Annotated in this window: 12 protein-coding genes; 5 read left to right on the top strand and 7 right to left on the bottom strand. The window is 71.0% G+C overall.

The features are described 5' to 3' along the window. Positions 1 to 47 precede the first annotated feature (47 nt). The 5 genes from CI089_RS07800 to CI089_RS07780 all read right to left on the bottom strand — a co-directional run bounded on the left by CI089_RS07800 (position 48) and on the right by CI089_RS07780 (position 9,713). Positions 48 to 2,168, bottom strand: a complete 2,121-nt coding sequence (locus CI089_RS07800; RefSeq protein WP_094260943.1) for an acyl-CoA dehydrogenase family protein — start codon at positions 2,166 to 2,168, stop codon at positions 48 to 50. Positions 2,169 to 2,363: 195 nt separating this feature from the next. Continuing rightward, on the bottom strand, positions 2,364 to 4,469 hold the full coding sequence (gene recQ / locus CI089_RS07795) for a DNA helicase RecQ (RefSeq protein WP_256977648.1): 2,106 nt from the start codon (positions 4,467 to 4,469) through the stop codon (positions 2,364 to 2,366). 73 nt (positions 4,470 to 4,542) lie between these two features. Further along, positions 4,543 to 5,079, bottom strand: coding sequence for a DUF1697 domain-containing protein (locus tag CI089_RS07790; protein ID WP_094260942.1), 537 nt, complete (start codon positions 5,077 to 5,079; stop codon positions 4,543 to 4,545). Between the two features lie 945 nt (positions 5,080 to 6,024). Beyond that, positions 6,025 to 8,610 (bottom strand): DEAD/DEAH box helicase, encoded by a 2,586-nt coding sequence (locus CI089_RS07785; RefSeq protein ID WP_094260941.1) that lies wholly within the window; start codon positions 8,608 to 8,610, stop codon positions 6,025 to 6,027. A 14-nt stretch (positions 8,611 to 8,624) separates the two neighbouring features. After that, positions 8,625 to 9,713, bottom strand: a complete 1,089-nt coding sequence (locus CI089_RS07780) for a LacI family DNA-binding transcriptional regulator (RefSeq protein ID WP_094260940.1) — start codon at positions 9,711 to 9,713, stop codon at positions 8,625 to 8,627. 134 nt (positions 9,714 to 9,847) lie between these two features. On the opposite strand from CI089_RS07780, the gene CI089_RS07775 reads away from it, so the two are divergent. The 5 genes from CI089_RS07775 to gtfA are packed head-to-tail and all read left to right on the top strand — an operon-like array spanning position 9,848 to position 15,459. Further along, complete coding sequence (locus CI089_RS07775; protein ID WP_094260939.1) at positions 9,848 to 11,203, top strand: ABC transporter substrate-binding protein; 1,356 nt, start codon at positions 9,848 to 9,850, stop codon at positions 11,201 to 11,203. Positions 11,204 to 11,212: 9 nt separating this feature from the next. Next, positions 11,213 to 12,175 carry a carbohydrate ABC transporter permease gene (locus CI089_RS07770; protein ID WP_094260938.1) on the top strand — a complete coding sequence of 321 codons (963 nt, stop codon included), beginning with the start codon at positions 11,213 to 11,215 and terminating at the stop codon, positions 12,173 to 12,175. Next, entirely contained in the window at positions 12,172 to 12,996 is an 825-nt protein-coding gene (locus CI089_RS07765) for a carbohydrate ABC transporter permease (RefSeq protein ID WP_064955134.1), read from the top strand. Before CI089_RS07770 ends, CI089_RS07765 begins: the two co-directional genes overlap by 4 nt. Next, positions 12,993 to 13,958, top strand: a complete 966-nt coding sequence (locus CI089_RS07760) for an alpha/beta hydrolase (protein WP_094260937.1) — start codon at positions 12,993 to 12,995, stop codon at positions 13,956 to 13,958. Before CI089_RS07765 ends, CI089_RS07760 begins: the two co-directional genes overlap by 4 nt. A gap of 22 nt (positions 13,959 to 13,980) precedes the next feature. Then, the gene (gene gtfA, locus CI089_RS07755; RefSeq protein WP_094260936.1) at positions 13,981 to 15,459 is read left to right on the top strand and encodes a sucrose phosphorylase; all 1,479 of its coding nucleotides are present in this window, start codon (positions 13,981 to 13,983) and stop codon (positions 15,457 to 15,459) included. A 40-nt stretch (positions 15,460 to 15,499) separates the two neighbouring features. Here the strand turns inward: gtfA and CI089_RS07750 are convergent, their stop codons facing one another. Beyond that, positions 15,500 to 16,474, bottom strand: a complete 975-nt coding sequence (locus CI089_RS07750) for a glycoside hydrolase family 3 N-terminal domain-containing protein (protein WP_256977647.1) — start codon at positions 16,472 to 16,474, stop codon at positions 15,500 to 15,502. A 238-nt stretch (positions 16,475 to 16,712) separates the two neighbouring features. Further along, positions 16,713 to 17,006, bottom strand: a complete 294-nt coding sequence (locus CI089_RS07745; protein WP_094260934.1) for a YbdD/YjiX family protein — start codon at positions 17,004 to 17,006, stop codon at positions 16,713 to 16,715. Position 17,007: the final 1 nt, after the last annotated feature.

The raw sequence follows: 17,007 nt of genomic DNA, 5'->3' as shown, positions 1-17,007 counted from the left end.
CGAGCCCCGCCGACATCCCCCGCGGGGGCCGGCGGGGCGGCATCCGGTCAGGAGCCCCGCTTGGCCGACTTCGCGAGCGTCTTCTCGGAGACCGGCGCGCTGCCCGACGCGGCGAGCTCTGCGAAGTACTCGCGCGCCTCGCGCTGGCGCTCCGCCTCGGCGCCCGATGCGATGGGCGCCCGGACGTGCTCGGGGGCGAACCCGAAGGCGTCGACGAGATCCTGGGCGTGCGGGCGAAGCCGCGCGCAGAGCCGGTCGATGTAGCTCGTGACGGCGGCCGCGCGCTGGGTCGAAAGACGACCGTGGATGAGATACCAGGCGAGGTGCCGCTCGATGAGGGTCAGGCCGAAGAGGTCGCGCAGCCACACCAGCACCTGGCGCGTACCCTCGTCATCGACCCGCTCGACGCCCTGCGCGAAGGCCTCCCACTGCAGCAGCTCACCGTGAGCACGAGCCGCCTCGATCAGCTCCGACTGGTGCTGGTTGAAGACGGCCGCGGCATCCTGCTGCGACATCTTCGACGCGGGCCGGAGGGCGGCCGCGATGTCGGCGATCATCTGCTCGACGCGGCCCGTCAGCAGTTCGTGCTGCTGTTCGGCCCGCAGCCCCAGCTCGACCGATCGCGCCGTCTGCCCGAAGTCGGCGACCGACTGACCGAGCCGGCGGAGCCCGGCGCCGTGGAAGACGCGCTCGGCGGTGGAGACGGCGGCGAACTTCGCGAGGGCCTTCGCGTCCGCTCCCTTGAACTGCTTGGCGTAGTCGCTGAGCAGACGCTTGCCCACCAGCTGAAGGAGCACGTTGTTGTCGCCCTCGAAGGTGGCGAACACGTCGAGGTCGTGGTGCAGGTCGACCATGCGGTTCTCGGCGAGGAACCCCTGGCCGCCGCAGGCCTCGCGGCATTCCTGGATGGTGTCCAGGGCGTTCCACGTCGACAGCGGCTTGAGCGCCGCGGCGAGGGTCTCGAGGTTCTCGCGCCGCTCGGGAGTGTCGGTGCGCCCCGAGAACACGCCGTCGAAAGCCTGCAGCAGCTCGTCGTGCGAGAAGTACTGCGCGTAGGTCTGCGCGATCCGCGGCAGCAGGCGCCGCTGGTGCCGGCCGTAGTCGAGCAGGGTGACCTCTTCCGTGCCGGCGCCCGAGTCGAACTGCCGGCGCTGGTTGGCATACGTCACGGCGATGTACTCCGCGAGCGCGGATGCCGTCGTGGCAGAGCCGTCGAGCGACACGCGGCCCTGCACGAGGGCACCGAGCATCGTGAAGAACCGGCGGCCGGGGCTGGCGATGTCGGAGCTGTAGGTGCCGTCGGGCGCGACGTCGCCGTAGCGATTGAGCAGGTTCGTGCGCGGGATGCGCACGTGGTCGAAGTGCAGCCGACCGTTGTCGATGCCGTTGAGACCGCCCTTCACGCCGTCGTCTTCGCCGCCGACGCCGGGCAGGAAGTTGCCCTCGTCGTCGCGGAGCGGCACGAAGAAGCAGTGGACGCCGTAGTTCACGCCGCCCGTGATGAGCTGAGCGAACAGCGTCGCCGCCTTGCCGTGGACGGCGGCGTTGCCCAGGTAGTCCTTCCATGCGCCGCGGAACGGCGTGTGGATCACGAACTCCTCGGTCTCGGGGTCGTACGTGGCGGTCGTGCCGATGGCCGCGACATCCGATCCGTGCCCGGTCTCGGTCATCGCGAACGCGCCCGGCAGGCGCATCTCCATCGCGTCGCGCAGCCACGCATCGTGATGCGGCTTCGTGCCCAGCTGGTGGATGGCCGAGCCGAAGAGACCCCACTGGACACCCGACTTGATCTGCAGGCTGGGGTCGGCCAGGACGAGCTCCTGGAAGCCGGCGAGGTTCGCGCCGTTGTCGCCGTCGCCGCCGTACTCCTTCGGGTAGCCGCGGCCCGAGGCACCGCGTTCGACGAGGAGGTGGAGCTGCGTGAGCACGCGTTCGCGGTGCTCGGCCATCGGCTCGCCCGGGATCTGCCAGAACACCGGGTCCTTGATCATCTCGCGCGCCTCGCGACGCGTCGCCGCCCACGTTCCGAGCAGCATGTCGGTGACCGCGTCGATGTCGATGCGGGGCTCATGAGCCTCGGCGGCGGTGTGGGGCGCGGTCGGGGCACCCCCGGCCGGCGTGCGGTCAGCGGTTGCGGGCTTGTGGGGACGAACAGCGGCGTCGGTCATCGCGTGCCTTTCGACGTCGGAAGGATCGGAGTCGATAATCACGGTAGGACTTCCACAACACCTCACCAAGCGGGTTGGTCGATCAGCACAACGGGATGCCGGTACGTCGGCGACCCAGATTGTGCGACCGCGACATCCGGCGCGTCAGCAGGCGGCGCGTCGGTGGGAGGCGGCCCGTCACTGGGAGGCGGCCCGTCAGTGGGATGCCACGACCGCGAGCACCGCGTCGCCGTAGGCCTCGCGCTTCTTCGCCCCGATGCCGGTGATCCCCTCGAGGTCGGCCGACGTGCGGGGGCGGCGATCGGCGAGAGCGCGCAACGTCGCGTCGCCGAAGACGATGTATGCCGGCACGCCCTGCTCGCGAGCCTGCTCGGCCCGCCACGCGCGCAGGGCCTCGAAGAGGTCGCGGTCGCCCTCGGCGACCTGCTCGGCCGCGGCCGCCTTGCGGACGCGAGATCCGCCGCTGTTCTGCCCCCGTCCGAGCACATCGCGCCGCAGGGGAACGCCGACCTCGCCCTTGAGCACCGGCGCGCCGGCGTCGCCGACCGCGAGTACGCCGTACTCACCGCGGGCGACGAGGATGCCGCGGGCGAGCAGCTGCCGGATGACGCTGCGCCAGTCCTGGTCGGACAGGTCGGACCCGAGGCCGTAGGTCGCCAGCTCGTCATGACGCTGCTGGCGGATGCGCTCGGTCGACGCGCCGCGCAGGATGTCGACGAGGTGGCCGGCGCCGAACGACTGGTTGCGCTCGCGCTGCAGCCGCACGATCGTCGAGAGCAGCTTCTGCGCCGGGATCAGACCGTCCCAGGTGTCGGGTGGGGTGAGGCAGGTGTCGCAGTTGCCGCACGGCTCGGAGTCCTGGCCGAAATAACCGAGCAGGTTCTGGCGACGGCACGCGACCGTCTCGCACAGGGCGAGCATCGCGTCGAGGTGCTGCCCCATGCGCATCTTGAACGTGCGGTCGCCGGGGCTCTGATCGATGAGGCGCCGCTGCTGCACGACATCCCCCAGGCCGTAGGCCATCCAGGCGATCGACGCTTCGCCGTCGCGTCCGGCGCGCCCGGTCTCCTGGTAGTACCCCTCGACGGACTTCGGCAGATCGATGTGCGCCACGAATCGCACGTCGGGTTTGTCGATGCCCATCCCGAACGCGATCGTCGCGACCATGACGACACCGTCTTCGCGGAGGAACCGCGACTGGTGCTTCGCCCGCATCTCAGCCGGCAGCCCCGCGTGATACGGCAGCGCGTCGAGACCCTGCGCGGCCAGGTAGTCGGCGGTCTGCTCGACCGACTTGCGGCTGAGCGCGTACACGATGCCAGCCGACCCCTCGGGCATCGAGCGGATGAACGTGACGAGCTGCCTCCGCGGGTCGACCTTCGGCTCGATGCGGTACTGGATGTTGGGTCGGTCGAAGCTCGCGACGAAGTGACGCGCCTGCGGCAGGCGCAGCCGCTCGGTGAGCTCCTGGTGCGTCGCGCGGGTCGCGGTGGCGGTGAGAGCCATCCGCGGCACCCCGGGGAACCGCTCGTCGAGGTCGCCGAGGGCGAGGTAGTCGGGACGGAAGTCGTGCCCCCACTGCGAGACGCAGTGCGCCTCGTCGATCGCGATGACGCTCAGAGCGCCGCGCTGGAGCAGCTGCGTCGTCTGCGGCACACTCAGGCGCTCGGGAGCGACGTAGAGCAGGTCGAGCTCACCGGCGAGGTAGGCCTGCTCGACGCCCGCGCGCTCGCCCGGAGACTGCGTGGAGTTCAGATAGGCCGCCCGCACGCCGTTGGCGATCAGGGCGTCGACCTGATCGTGCATGAGCGCGATGAGCGGGCTGACGACGAGTCCCGTTCCCGGGCGCACGAGCGCGGGCACCTGGTAGGTGATCGACTTGCCGCCGCCGGTGGGCATGAGCACGACGGCATCCCCGCCGCCGATGACATGCGAGACGATGTCGCCCTGGTCGCCGCGGAAGTCGTCGTAGCCGAAGACCTCCTTGAGTACGGTGCGGGGGTCGGCGCCGGTGAAGTCGCGGCGCGCGAGGGAGAGGACGGCGGCCGGGGCCGCCGTCGGCGCGGAGCGCGACGGCGCCGCCGCGCGGGCCGGGTTCGCGGTGCCGCGGGCCGAGGGCGGGGAATCGCTCGACGCCGCGGCGTCGGCGCGGTCGCGGGTGGCGCGGGCGACGGCAGCGCCGTAGCCGTCGAACTCGGGGGGCGGCGGCGCGTCGAAATCCTCGGGCGGGGCGAACTCGTCGGGGTTCCAGTCGAGGTCGGCGTAGGGATCGGCATCCCAGGACTGCTGCTCTCGACTCACTCGATTCACGATAGCCGCGGCATCCGACATCCCGCTCCGTGCGTTCACAGGTGCGGAGTCGCCGCGACTGTCGTCAGCACCATCGTTCGGCGAGCGTCACGACGACGTTGAGATTGCGGTTGGTCGCGACGCCGAGGAGCTTCGCCGCGCCCAGGGGATCGACGGTGCCGTCCTGGTATCCGGGCTCGAGCAGCGCGTGGACGGCGCGGCCGCGCACGAGCATGCGACCGGCGGCAGTCGCGAGGGACTCGACCCGGTCGGCGGTGTCGGCGTCGAGCTCGTCCTTGAGCAGGTACACGTAATGGCGGGCCAGGCCCGGGTTCGCCGCGCTCACGGCGAGCGCCTCGGCGGCGAGTGCGGCGAACTCGTCGGCGCGGAACGTGATCGTCGGAACGTCGAAGCCACGATCGGCCGCGTAGGCCCGCTCGAGGGTCTGCTCGAGCTTCGCGCGGGATCGCATGCGCGTGTCGAAGCGGATGTTGCCGGTGTTGATGTGCGTGACGACGTTCTCGAAGCCGGCGGCCTCGGTCACCCGGCGGATGTCGTCCTTCGGGAAGACGCGCGTCGCGCCGAGGTTGATCGCCCGCAGGAACCCGAGATGTGTGGCCACGCCCTCATCATGCCCCGGGCCCGCGACATCCGATGATCGAGCGCGCGTGCTGTGGCCGGCGCCCCGCCGTCGCCGCCCCCACCTCGCCCGTCCCGTTTCGTCCTCGCCCGTCCCGCCCCACCCCGTCCCGTCCCGTCCCGTCCCGTCGACAGGCTGAGCCGCTCGTATCGGCGGCCGCGGCACCCCGAACTCACGTACAGCCTGTCGACGGCACGGCCGGAGCGCGGCTCTGCCCAAGCCGGCCGGCCACCGCCCGAGCACCGCCCGCCGGACTTCTGTGCCGCAAACAGGCTCAGCCGCCGTATCCGGCCCCCTGCCGGCGCCGAGGTCAGATTCAGCCTGTCGACGGCACCGACGCGAGGCGCGGTTTCGCCGCACAGCCCGGAGTCTGGAATCCCGGAGGAGAGCCCGAGCACCGACGGAAACCGGAAGAGCCGGTCTCGGCCGCGTGCCGCGTGCCACGTGCCGCGAACAGGCTCAGGGGCCTCACCCGAGCCCAAACCCGACTCAGATCCACGCTCAGCCTGTCGACGGCACGGCAAGGCACAGCACCGGCACGGGCACAGCGGTCAGAGCCGGGCTGCTGCCGTCGGGCCCTGGTCAACCGTCGCAAACAGCGAGAGCCGCGCATCGCACTCGCCTGGCCCCGTTCGACCGCGTGCCACGTGCCGCGAACAGGCTCAGGGGCCTCAATCGACCCCGAACTCGACTGAGATCCACGCTCAGCCTGTCGACGGCACAACGGCCGTCCCAACACAGCCGCGCGGCCCGCCCCCAACACAGCCGCGCGGCCCGCCCCCAATACAGCCGCCCGGCCCGGCCCCACCACAGCCGCCCGGCCCGGCCCCAATACAGCCGGCCGGCCTCGGCACCGCGGCCCGCCAACACGGCGGCCGCCCGGAAGTACCGCACAGCCTGTCTACGGCGCGACCGACGACCCCGAGGTCAGAGGCGGATGACCTCGGTCACGCGCACCACGGCGGTCCCGGCCTCGACGGACTGCTCGAGGTCGACCTCGGCCCGGATGCGCCAGTCGTGGTCGCCGGCGGGGTCGTCGATGATCTGCTCGACGCGCCAGATGCCGTCGCGGGCCACGGACTCGTCGATGACGCAGAGCCCCGGCGAGCGTGCCGCCCCACCGGTGAGGATCTCGTCGTGGTCGTCGTAGTAGCGGTCGAGGACCTCCGGCCAGTCGACCTCGGGGTCGAGGGCTTCGAGCGCCTCGTCGTCTTGCAGGGCAGCGAGCTGAACGCGGCGGAACATCTCGTTGCGCACCAGCACCGTGAATGCGCGACGGTTCGTCAGCACCGACGGCGGCGCGGGCGGCACGACGGGAGCGTCGGGGTCGTCGGTCGGGTGCGCGAGCGACTCCCACTCGTCGACGAGGCTCGAGTCGACCTGCCGCACGAGCTCGCCGAGCCACTCGATGAGGTCCATGAGGTCGTCGGTGCGGGCCTCTGCGGGCACCGTCTGGCGGATCGCCCGGTACGCGTCGCTGAGGTAGCGCAGCACGAGGCCCTCGCTGCGTCCGAGTTGGTAGAACGACACGAACTCGCCGAACGACATCGCCCGCTCGAACATGTCGCGCACGACCGACTTCGGCGACAGTTCGAAGTCGCGCACCCACGGCTGGCTCGACGCGAAGGTCTCGAACGCCTGGGCGAGCAGGTCGGCGAGGGGCTTGGGCCAGGTGATCTCCTCGAGCAGCGCCATCCGCTCGTCGTACTCGATGCCGTCGCGCTTCATCGCGCCGACCGCCTCGCCGCGGGCCTTGTACTCCTGCTGGGACAGGATCGCGCGCGGGTCGTCGAGCGTCGCCTCGATCACACTCACGACGTCGAGCGCGTAGTGGCCGGTGCCGGTCTCGGCGTCGTCGGGCGACAGCAGCTCGATCGCCGCGAGCGCGAAGGGCGACAGCGGCTGATTGAGCGCGAAGTTCGGCTGCAGGTCGACCGTGAGCCTGATCGTCGACTCGCCAGAGACTGCGGATGCCGCACCCCCCGCATCCGCATTCCGTGGCGAGTCGACGGCAGAAGCAGAAGCAGAAGAAGCGGGGCGCACGACCTCGACGATGCCGGCGGCGACCAGGGTCCGGAAGATCGCCAGGGCCCGGCGGGCCAGGGCGTACTGCCGGGCGCGGGGCTCGTGGTTGTCGAAGACGAGCGAGCGGACGTTGCCGAACACGTCGCCCCCGCGCCCGATGACGTTGAGCAGCATCGCCGCCGTCAGCTGCAACTGCGGCGTGAGCGGCTCGGGCTGCGCCTCGACGAGCCGCTCGAACGAGCCCTCGCCCCAGTTGACGACGCCCGTCGGCGCTTTCTTGCGCACGATCTTCTTGCGCTTGGCGGGGTCGTCGCCGGCCTTCGCGAGGGCGACGGCGTTCTCGATCTCCCACTCCGGCGCCATCACCACGACGTTGCCGTGCGGGTCGAACCCGGCGCGTCCCGCACGGCCCGCGACCTGGTGGAACTCGCGGGCGGTGAGCTGCCGCATCCGGGTGCCGTCGTACTTCGACAGCGCGGTGATGACGACGGTGCGGATCGGGACGTTGATGCCCACCCCGAGCGTGTCGGTGCCGCAGATGACCTTCAGCAGCCCGCGCTGGGCGAGCGTCTCGACGAGGCGCCGGTAGCGCGGCAGCATCCCGGCGTGGTGCACGCCGATGCCCGCCCGCACGAGGCGCGACAGGGTCTTGCCGAAGCCGGTCGTGAAGCGGAATCCGCCGATCGCCTCGGCGATGGCATCCCGCTGCTCGCGCGTCGTGATCTTCACGCTCGACAGCGCCTGCGCACGCTCGAGCGCGGCGGCCTGCGAGAAGTGCACGATGTAGACCGGGGTCTCGCGCTCCTCGAGCAGCCGCTCGAGCACGTCGTGCACGGGGCGCCGCTCGTACGAGAAGTGCAGCGGCACCGGCCGCTCGACGCCGGTGACCAGGGCCGTCCGCCGCCCCGTACGACGCGAGAGGTCGTCGGCGAGGTCGGTGACGTCGCCGAGCGTGGCCGACATCAGCAGGAACTGCGCGCGCGGCAGGGTCAGCAGCGGCACCTGCCAGGCCCAGCCGCGATCGGGGTCGCCGTAGAAGTGGAACTCGTCCATGACGACCTGGTCGACGTCGGCGCCGGCTCCCTCGCGCAGCGCCAGGTTGGCGAGGATCTCGGCCGTGCAGCAGATGATCGGCGCCTCGGGGTTGACCGACGAATCGCCCGTCACCATGCCGACTCTCTCGGCCCCGAAGATCTCGACGAGTGCGAAGAACTTCTCGCTCACGAGCGCCTTGATCGGAGCCGTGTAGTACGTGCGCCCGCCGCGGGAGACGGATGCCGCGTGCGCGGCGACCGCGACGAGCGATTTGCCCGTGCCGGTGGGGGTGGCCAGCACCACGTTCGCCCCCGACACGAGCTCGATGACCGCCTCGTCCTGCGCCGGGTAGAGCGTGAGCCCGCGCCCCTCCGCCCAGGTGGTGAAGGCGTCGTAGATCGCGTCGTCGGAGGGATCCGGGCCGATGAGGTCGAGCAGCGGCGCGGAGGTCATCCCTCGAGTCTGCCCTACGCCCGTGGAACGGCGGTCGCCGCGTCGACCTCTCGCACGGACGCCCGGACGCGCAGCGGCATGGGCAGCAGCGACGGTGCGACCGCCTCATCGCCCGCACCGGTGTCATCCTTCGCCGCCTCGACGCGGTCGATGAGCAGCTCGACGGCTCGCTTGCCCATCGCCCGGTGGGGCAGCGCGAAGGTCGTGAGCCCCGGCCGCAGCCACTGGGCGAACGAGACGTCGTCGAACGAGACGACCGACACGTCGTCGGGCACCGCGAGGCCCCGCTCGCCGAGCGCCTGGTACGCACCCATCGCCAGGCGGTCGTTGAAGCAGATCAGGGCCTGCGGCACGACTCCTCCGTCGAGCAGCTGCGAGGTCAGCCGGAATCCCTCGGGCGGCAGCCACTGGATGACGGGGCTTCCGGATGCCGGCTCGAGCCCGGCATCCCGCAGCGCGTCGAGGATGCCGTGCAGTCGCTGTTGCGCGCCGAGCGAGAACGGCGGCACGTCGTCCTCGGTGGGGCCGGCGCCGATGAGGTGGATGTCGCGGTGGCCGCGCTCGAGCAGGTGACCGACCGCCTCGCGACCGGCGGCGTACTCGTCGGGGAGCACCCGCGGAACATCCGTCGCGCCGTCGACCTCGAGGTTGAGCAGGACGGCGGGACTGCGCGTCGCCTCGGGCGGCAGTGCCCGGCGGTGCGTGATCATCGACGCCAGAACGAGGCCGTCGACCTGCCGGTCGAACATGGCGTTGAGCAGCTGGCGTTCGAGCTGGACGTCGCCGCCGGTCTCGCCGACGAAGACGAGGAACCCGCGGGCACGGGCGGCGTCGATGGCGCCCTTGATCATCTCGCCGGCCAGGCGCGATGAGGCAACCGAGTCGGAGATGAAGGCGAGCGTGCGGGTGCTGCCCGTGCGGAGCCCGACCGAGACGGCGTTCGGACGGTATCCCAGCCGCTCGGCGGCCGCGCGCACCCGCTCCTGGAGCGCCCGCGACAGACGCAGCTCGCTGCCGCGTCCGGCGAGCACGAGGGATGCCGTCGATGCCGCGACCCCGGCCTCCGCGGCGACCTGCGCCAACGTGACGCGCTTGCGGTTCATCTCTCCCCCTCTCGCTCCGGTGCAGCTTCAGTATGCCGCGATTGCGAAGAACCGCCACTGGCTAGTACGTTTTAGCCCAGGTGCTATTTCGTGTTAGCAGCACCTGCCCCTCCACCACCCACAGAAGGTAGACGATGATGTCGACACGAATGCGACGACGTGTTCTCACCACCGCGGCGACCGGCTTCGCCGTCGCGGTCACCCTTTCGGCCTGCGCTCCGCCGAGCGCCGCACCCGCCGGCGAAGGCGCGGCATCCGGCGGTCCGATCCAGACGACCTGCGGAACGGATGACGTCACCCTCGACGCCTACGTCGAGACGGGCTTCCCGGTCTTCAGCGACCTCGCCACCGAGTTCGAGAAGCAGTTCCCGAACGTCACCGTCAACCTGCGCGAAGACCAGTTCGCCGTCATCACCCAGAACGCGCCCCGCGTGCTGGTCGACTCGCCGCCGGACATCATGCGCCTCCCCACGATCGTCGACCTGGTCGACAGCGACCTGCTCTACGACCTCGATCCCTACGCCGAGGCCTACGGATGGGACCAGTGGCCCACGTCGCAGCTCGAGCAGCTGCGCGTCGACGAGAACGGACAGCGCGGCGACGGCCCGCTGTACGGCATGGGCATCAACTACTCGGTGACAGGTGTCTTCTACAACAAGACCCTCGCTGCGCAGGCCGGCATGACCGAGCCGCCCGCGACGCTCGCCGAGCTCGACGGTTACCTGCAGGCGGCCAAGGATGCCGGGCTCACGCCCGTCGCGCAGTTCAACGGCGGCGCGACCGGAGGCCTCGCCTTCCCGCTGCAGGCGCTCATGGCCTCGTACGGTGAGCCCAGCAAGATCAACGACTGGATCTTCCTCAAGGACGACGCCACGATCGACACCCCCGAGAACCTCGAGGCGGCCGAGCACCTGAAGGGCTGGATCGATGCCGGCTACTTCGCTCCCGACATCAACTCGATGGACTACTCGCAGATGATGAGCCGCTTCATCGGCGGCGAGAGCGTCTTCATCTTCAACGGCGACTGGGAGTCGGGCAACCTCGACGCGCAGATGCCCGACAACGTGGGCTTCTTCCTCATGCCCCCGGTCGAGGCAGGCGGCCAGGTCGGCGCGATGTCGGCGCCGACGACGTACGGCGTCTCGGCCTACGCCGACGAGCCCGACTGCGCGGCCTTCTTCTTCAACTGGGTCGCCACCGACGAGAAGGCTCGCACCATCGCCGTCGAGTCCGGCGGATCGCACCCGATGGGCCCGGCCGACGCCTTCATGCCCGAGATCGCCGAGGGCAGCGTCACCGCCGAGACCCTCGCCGCCGGCGCCGAGCTCTCGGCGAACAACGGCTCGATGGACTTCATCGCCAACGCGACCGGGTCGATCTACGCCAAGACGCTGACGCCGAACCTCCAGGAGCTGTTCGCCGGAAAGCAGACCGCCGACGGCCTGCTGACCAAGGTGCAGTCCGACTACCTCAGCCAGAAGAAGGAGTAGGCCGCCCCGATGACCGTCACCGGACAGCTCGGCGACCGCCGGGCAAACCGGGACTCGTCGGCCTCTCGGCCGCGCAGGCGCCGCGTCACCATGCGGCGCCTGCGCGAGAGGTCGATCGGTCTCGCCCTGATCGCCCCCGCGCTCATCGCCTACGCGATGTTCGTGCTCATCCCCCTCGGCTCGACCGTCCAGTACTCGTTCTACGACTGGGACGGGATCACCACCGCGACGTGGGCGGGCTTCGACAACTACATCCGGATCTTCACCGACTCGACGCTGCTCGTCCCGATCCTCAACGCGCTGAAGCTCATCCTGTACTTCTCGATCGTGCCGGTCATCCTCGGGCTCGTCTCGGCCGCCCTGATCCGCAAGCTCGGCGGCAGCCGTCTGGCCGGCATCTCGCGCACCGTGCTGTTCCTGCCGCAGGTGATCCCCCTCGTCGCGGCCGGCATCATGTGGACGTGGCTGCTCGCCGCCGACGGCCTGGTGAACCAGGCCCTGCGCCTGGTGGGACTCGGCGGCGTCACCCGCGCGTGGCTCGGTGACTTCGACACCGCCCTTCCCGCCGTCGGCGTCATCGGAGCGTGGGTCTCGCTCGGGCTGTGCATGCTGCTCATGCTCTCGGGCATGACCAAGATCGACCCGGCGCTCTACGAGGCCGTCCGCATCGACGGTGCGGGCCCCGTTCGGGAGTTCTTCACGGTGACGCTGCCCGCGGTGCGCCAGGAACTCGGCGTCGCGATCCTCATCACGGTGATCAACGCCCTCCGCAGCTTCGACATCATCTACATCTCCACGCAGGGCGGTCCCGGCGGCTCGACCACCGTGCCCGGTCTCGAGATCTACTACCTGGCGTTCTTCCAGCGCGAGGTGGGGCAGGCGTCGGCCCTCGCCGTCGTGCTGACGGTGCTCGTGCTGGTGATCGTCCTGCCCCTGAACCGCATCACGCGCGGAAGCGAGAAAGACGCATGAGAACCTCCGCCGTCGAGGCCTGGACGGGCCGCATCGTCCTGATCGTGGTGATGGCGTTCACGATCATCCCGTTCATCACGCTCTTCGTCACCGCGCTCCACGAGCCCGGCACGTACCCCAAGGGCCTGTCGTGGCCCGAGACCCCGCACTGGGACAACTTCGCGCTCGCGTTCCAGTCGGCCGACATGCTCAAGATGCTCGGATCGAGCGCCCTCATCGAGCTCGGCGTCGTGCCGATCTCGCTCGTCATCGCGACACTCGCCGGGTTCGCGCTGGGCCACCTGCGGGTGCCCTTCGCCCGTGCGATCTTCGTGCTGTTCGTCCTCGGCCTGACGCTGCCCTTCGAGGGCATCATCGTGCCGATCTACTACCAGATGAAGGGCTACGGCCTCCTCAACACCCAGCTGGCGATCGTGCTGCCGCTCATCGGCCTGTTCATGCCGTTCGCCGTGATGTGGATGCGGGCGCACTTCGTCAACATGCCGCACGAGCTCACCGAGGCCGCGCGCATCGACGGCGCCACGACATGGCAGCTGTTCTGGCGCATCCACGTGCCCCTGTCGGGCCCGGCGATCTCGTCGCTCGCGATCCTGCTGTTCCTGTGGACCTGGAACCAGTTCCTGCTCGCGATCGTCCTCGTCGACGACCCGACCAAGCGGACCATGGCCGGAGCGCTCGGCGCGTTCCAGGGCCAGTGGGGCACCGACATCCCGCTGCTGTGCGCCGGGTCGATCCTCATTCTGCTGCCGACGCTGCTGGTGTTCCTCATCTTCCAGCGTCAGTTCGTGGCGGCTCTGCTGCAGGGGGCGGTGAAGGGATGACGGATGTCGCACGACCGCCCTTCGACGACGCCGTCGCGCGTGCTCTCGTCGAGTTCGACGACCTCGTGGTCGTGTCGATGACGAGCGCGGAGATCCCGCGCGTGCGCGAGTCGGGGGTCGCGGCTCCGCTCGCCGAGCTCACCGCGCACGGCGCCTTCGATCGCGACGAGCTGCTCGTCCCCGGGTGGCGTGAGGACGACCCGCCGGTGGGCGTCGTCGTCTACACGCCCGCCGTCGTGCGCCGGCCGGCGCCCGTCATCCTGCACCTGCACGGAGGCGGCCTCATCGCGGGGAACGCCGACTCGGACATGCCGGCCACGGCGGAGCTCGCCGAGCGCACCGGCTGCGCGGTCGTCTCGGTGGAGTACCGGCTCGCCCCCGAGCACCCGTACCCCGCAGCCCTCGAGGATGCCGCTGCCGCCCTTCGCTGGCTGGCCGGGCCCGACGCCCCCGCCGCCCTGGACGGCGACCGCATCATCGTCGCGGGGGTCAGCGCCGGGGGCGGTCTCGCCGCGGCCACGGCCCTGTTCGCCCGCGATCGGGGCGGTCCGCGCATCGCGGGCCTCGTGCTGCTGTGCCCCATGCTCGACCACCGCTCCGACTCGGACTCGGCACGGCAGATGGCGGGTCACGGCTCGTGGGACCGCGACGCCAACGCGACCGCCTGGGCCGCCTACCTGGCCGATGTCGACGGCGATGTCCCGCCGTACGCGTCGCCCGCCGTGGCCGACTCGCTCGCTGGACTGCCTCCGACCTTCATCGACGTCGGCTCGGCGGAGACGTTCCGCGACGAGTGCGTCGCCTTCGCCCGCCGGATGTGGGCCGACGGCGGCGACGCCGAGCTGCACGTCTGGCCCGGCGGGGCGCACGCGTTCGACTTCCTCGCGCCGTGGACCGTCCTCGCGCGCGACGCGCGGCGCGCCCGTGAAGACTGGCTGCGCCGCCTGCTCCACCGCATCTGACCCCCGGAAGAACTCCCGACCCATGAACCCTGACTCCCCCCAGCTCATCACCTACGTCGACCGCCTCGGCGGCACCGTCGCCGGCATCCGCGACCTGCTCGCGACCCGGCTGTCCGGCGCCTTCGGCGGCGTGCACCTGCTGCCCTACTTCACCCCGTTCGACGGCGCGGACGCCGGCTTCGACCCGGTCGACCACGCGTCGATCGATCCGCGGCTGGGCACCTGGGACGACGTCCGCGCGCTGAGCGAGACCCACACGGTCATGAGCGACCTCATCGTCAACCACGTCTCCGCCGACTCGGCAGCCTTCGCCGACGTCCGCCGACGGGGCGATGCCTCGCCGTTCGCGCCGATGTTCCTCACGCTCGACTCCGTCTTCCCCGGCGGCGTCACCGAGGCCGACCTGACCCGCATCTACCGCCCGCGCCCGGGCCTCCCCTTCACCGCCATCGTCCTCGGCGACCGGATGCGGCTCGTGTGGACCACGTTCACGTCGGAGCAGATCGACATCGATCTCCGCACCGACGCCGCCTGGGAGTACCTGACCGCGGTCATCGACGCGCTCGTCGCGGGCGGCACCTCGATGCTCCGGCTCGACGCCGTCGGCTACACGGGCAAGGAGGCCGGCACGAGCTGCTTCATGACGGAGGCCACCGAACGTTACACGCAGCGCATCCTCGAGCTCGCCCACGCTCGGGGCGCCCAGGTGCTGCTCGAGATCCACGGCCACCACACGCAGCAGATCGCCATCGCGCGGACGGTCGACTACGTCTACGACTTCGCGCTGCCGCCCCTCGTGCTGCACGCGCTGCACGCGCGCGACTCACGCCCGCTCGAGCGCTGGCTCGAGATCCGACCCGCCAACTCCATCACGGTCCTCGACACCCACGACGGCATCGGCATCATCGACGTCGGCGTGAGCGATCTCGCCCCCGGCGAGCCGGGACTCCTCGAACCCGCGCAGATCGACGCGCTCGTCGAGGCGATCCACGACGCCAGCGGCGGTACCAGCCGCCAGGCGACCGGGGCCGCGGCATCCAATCTCGACCTGTACCAGGTCAACTGCACGTTCTACGACGCTCTCGGCCGCGACGACCGGCGCTATGCGCTCGCACGGCTGCTGCAGATCATGACGCCGGGCATCCCGCAGGTGTACTACGTCGGGCTCCTCGCCGGCGAGAACGACATGGAGCTGCTGACGGCCACCGGCGTCGGCCGCGACGTCAACCGGCACCACTACACACCCGACGAAATCGAGGCCGCTCTGGCGCGACCGGTCGTCGGGCTCCAGCTCGACGCGCTCCGGCTGCGCGCCACCCACCCCGCCTTCGCCGGCACGTTCTCGCACGACGTGCGAGACACGCACGGCGAGCTGCGGTGGGATGCCGCCGACGCGTCGGTCACGCTCGGCTTCGATCTCGACGACGCATCGTTCCAGCTGACGGCGACCGACGGCTCGGCGACGAGCACCTGGTCGCACGCGCGTCTCGCGGGAGACTGAGCCGAGGCGGGTGGGGCGGGCGACCGCCTCACGCGCAGCATCAGCCGGCCGCGCCGGCATCCTTCGCGGCCAGCACCCGGCCGCACGACTCGTCCACCCGCGCGGCGAACTCCCGATCGGACTCGGCCCGCGAAAGCACCGCGTCGTACATCGCGGGGAGCACCGTCGGATCGGCCGACGCGAGCACTATGTCGACCCCCGCCGACAGCGCCTCGACGGCCCGATCGCCCGGCGCGACGATCTCCGCGGCGGCCGCGGCCGAGAGGTCGTCGGTGATCACGACGCCGTCGAAGCCGACGCGGTCGCGCAGCAGGTCGAGCACCGCCGATGAGAACGCGGCCGGGTGGTCGGGATCGATGTTCTGATAGCGCGCCGTGCCGACCATCACGAGCGACGGGCCGGATTCCGTGAGCGCGCGGTACACGTCGACATCCGGCGAGTCCGCCGAGACCGCCGTGTCGAGCACCTCCGCGGTGTAATCGGTGTTGGCATCCACCCGCCCGAGCCCCGGGAAGTGCTTGAACGTCGGCAGCACGCCCGATGCGCGCATCCCGTCGGCGAACGCGCCGGCGCCCGCGGCGACCGTCTGCTCGTCGTAGCCGTACTGCCGGCCGAGCGCACCGATGGGCGGGTTGTTCAATCGGGTGTCGGCGCTCGTGACGATGTCGGCGACGGGGGCCAGATTGACGTCGATGCCCGCAGCCGCCAGCTGCCCGCCCCACGTGGTGGCCGCGGTGCGGAGCGCGTCGGGGCCGAGGTCGGCCTGCCGGATGGCGTAGGGCATCTCGTCGAACCCGGGTCCGCTCAGCACCTGAACCTCGCCGCCCTCCTGATCGGTCGCGACCCAGAGCTTCGGCGAGCCCTCCGGCGCAAGGTCGCGGAACTGCGCGACGAGAGCCGCCGTGGCCTCGACTCCCGAGCTCGAGCGGCCGTGCAGGAAGAGGCCGCCGACGCCGCGATCGCGGATCGCCGCTGCGGCATCCGGCGAGACCGTGTCGACGGGCGTGCCCACCATGAGCACCTGGCCGACGCAGCCCTCGAGCCCGAGAGCCGCGGCGGGATCGGGTGAGGCTGTGGGGGTCGGGCTGGCGGGAGCTGTCGAGCTCGGGACGGGGGTCGACGGGTCGGCCGGTCCCGGGCTCGGGGGCGCAGCCGACGGCGAGCGCCAGCATCCCGGCCAGGCCAGCGGCGAACGCGGAACGGGCAGCGCGCGAGGCGGCGGGGGTGCGGGTCATTCCTCCATGGTCACCCGGTCAGCAGCAGCGCGCACCCGGGTTGCGGTCCTGGTCGTCCATGCGCTGGCGCCAGAACTGCCGCTCGGTGAGGGGTTGGGTGTCGGGGTGCGTCCGGCGCTGGTGCGCGAGGTACGTCGCATACGCGTTGTCGCCCATGAGCGAGGTGACGTACCAGTGCACGGCGCGGGCGGCGCGGAGGACGGCCCGACCGGCGCGCGCGCACAACTCCTTCGATCCGGTGCGCGGCGGCGCGGAAACCGCGGTTCCCGGGCCGAGAGGCGCCGATTCTGAGGAGTTGTGCGCGAGCGTCATC

Origin of the sequence: Microbacterium sp. Yaish 1 (assembly GCF_002245215.1) — a bacterium.
Lineage (GTDB): Bacteria > Actinomycetota > Actinomycetes > Actinomycetales > Microbacteriaceae > Microbacterium.
Note: the sequence above shows the minus strand (reverse complement) of the source record. Positions and strands in the feature narration are given on the sequence as shown.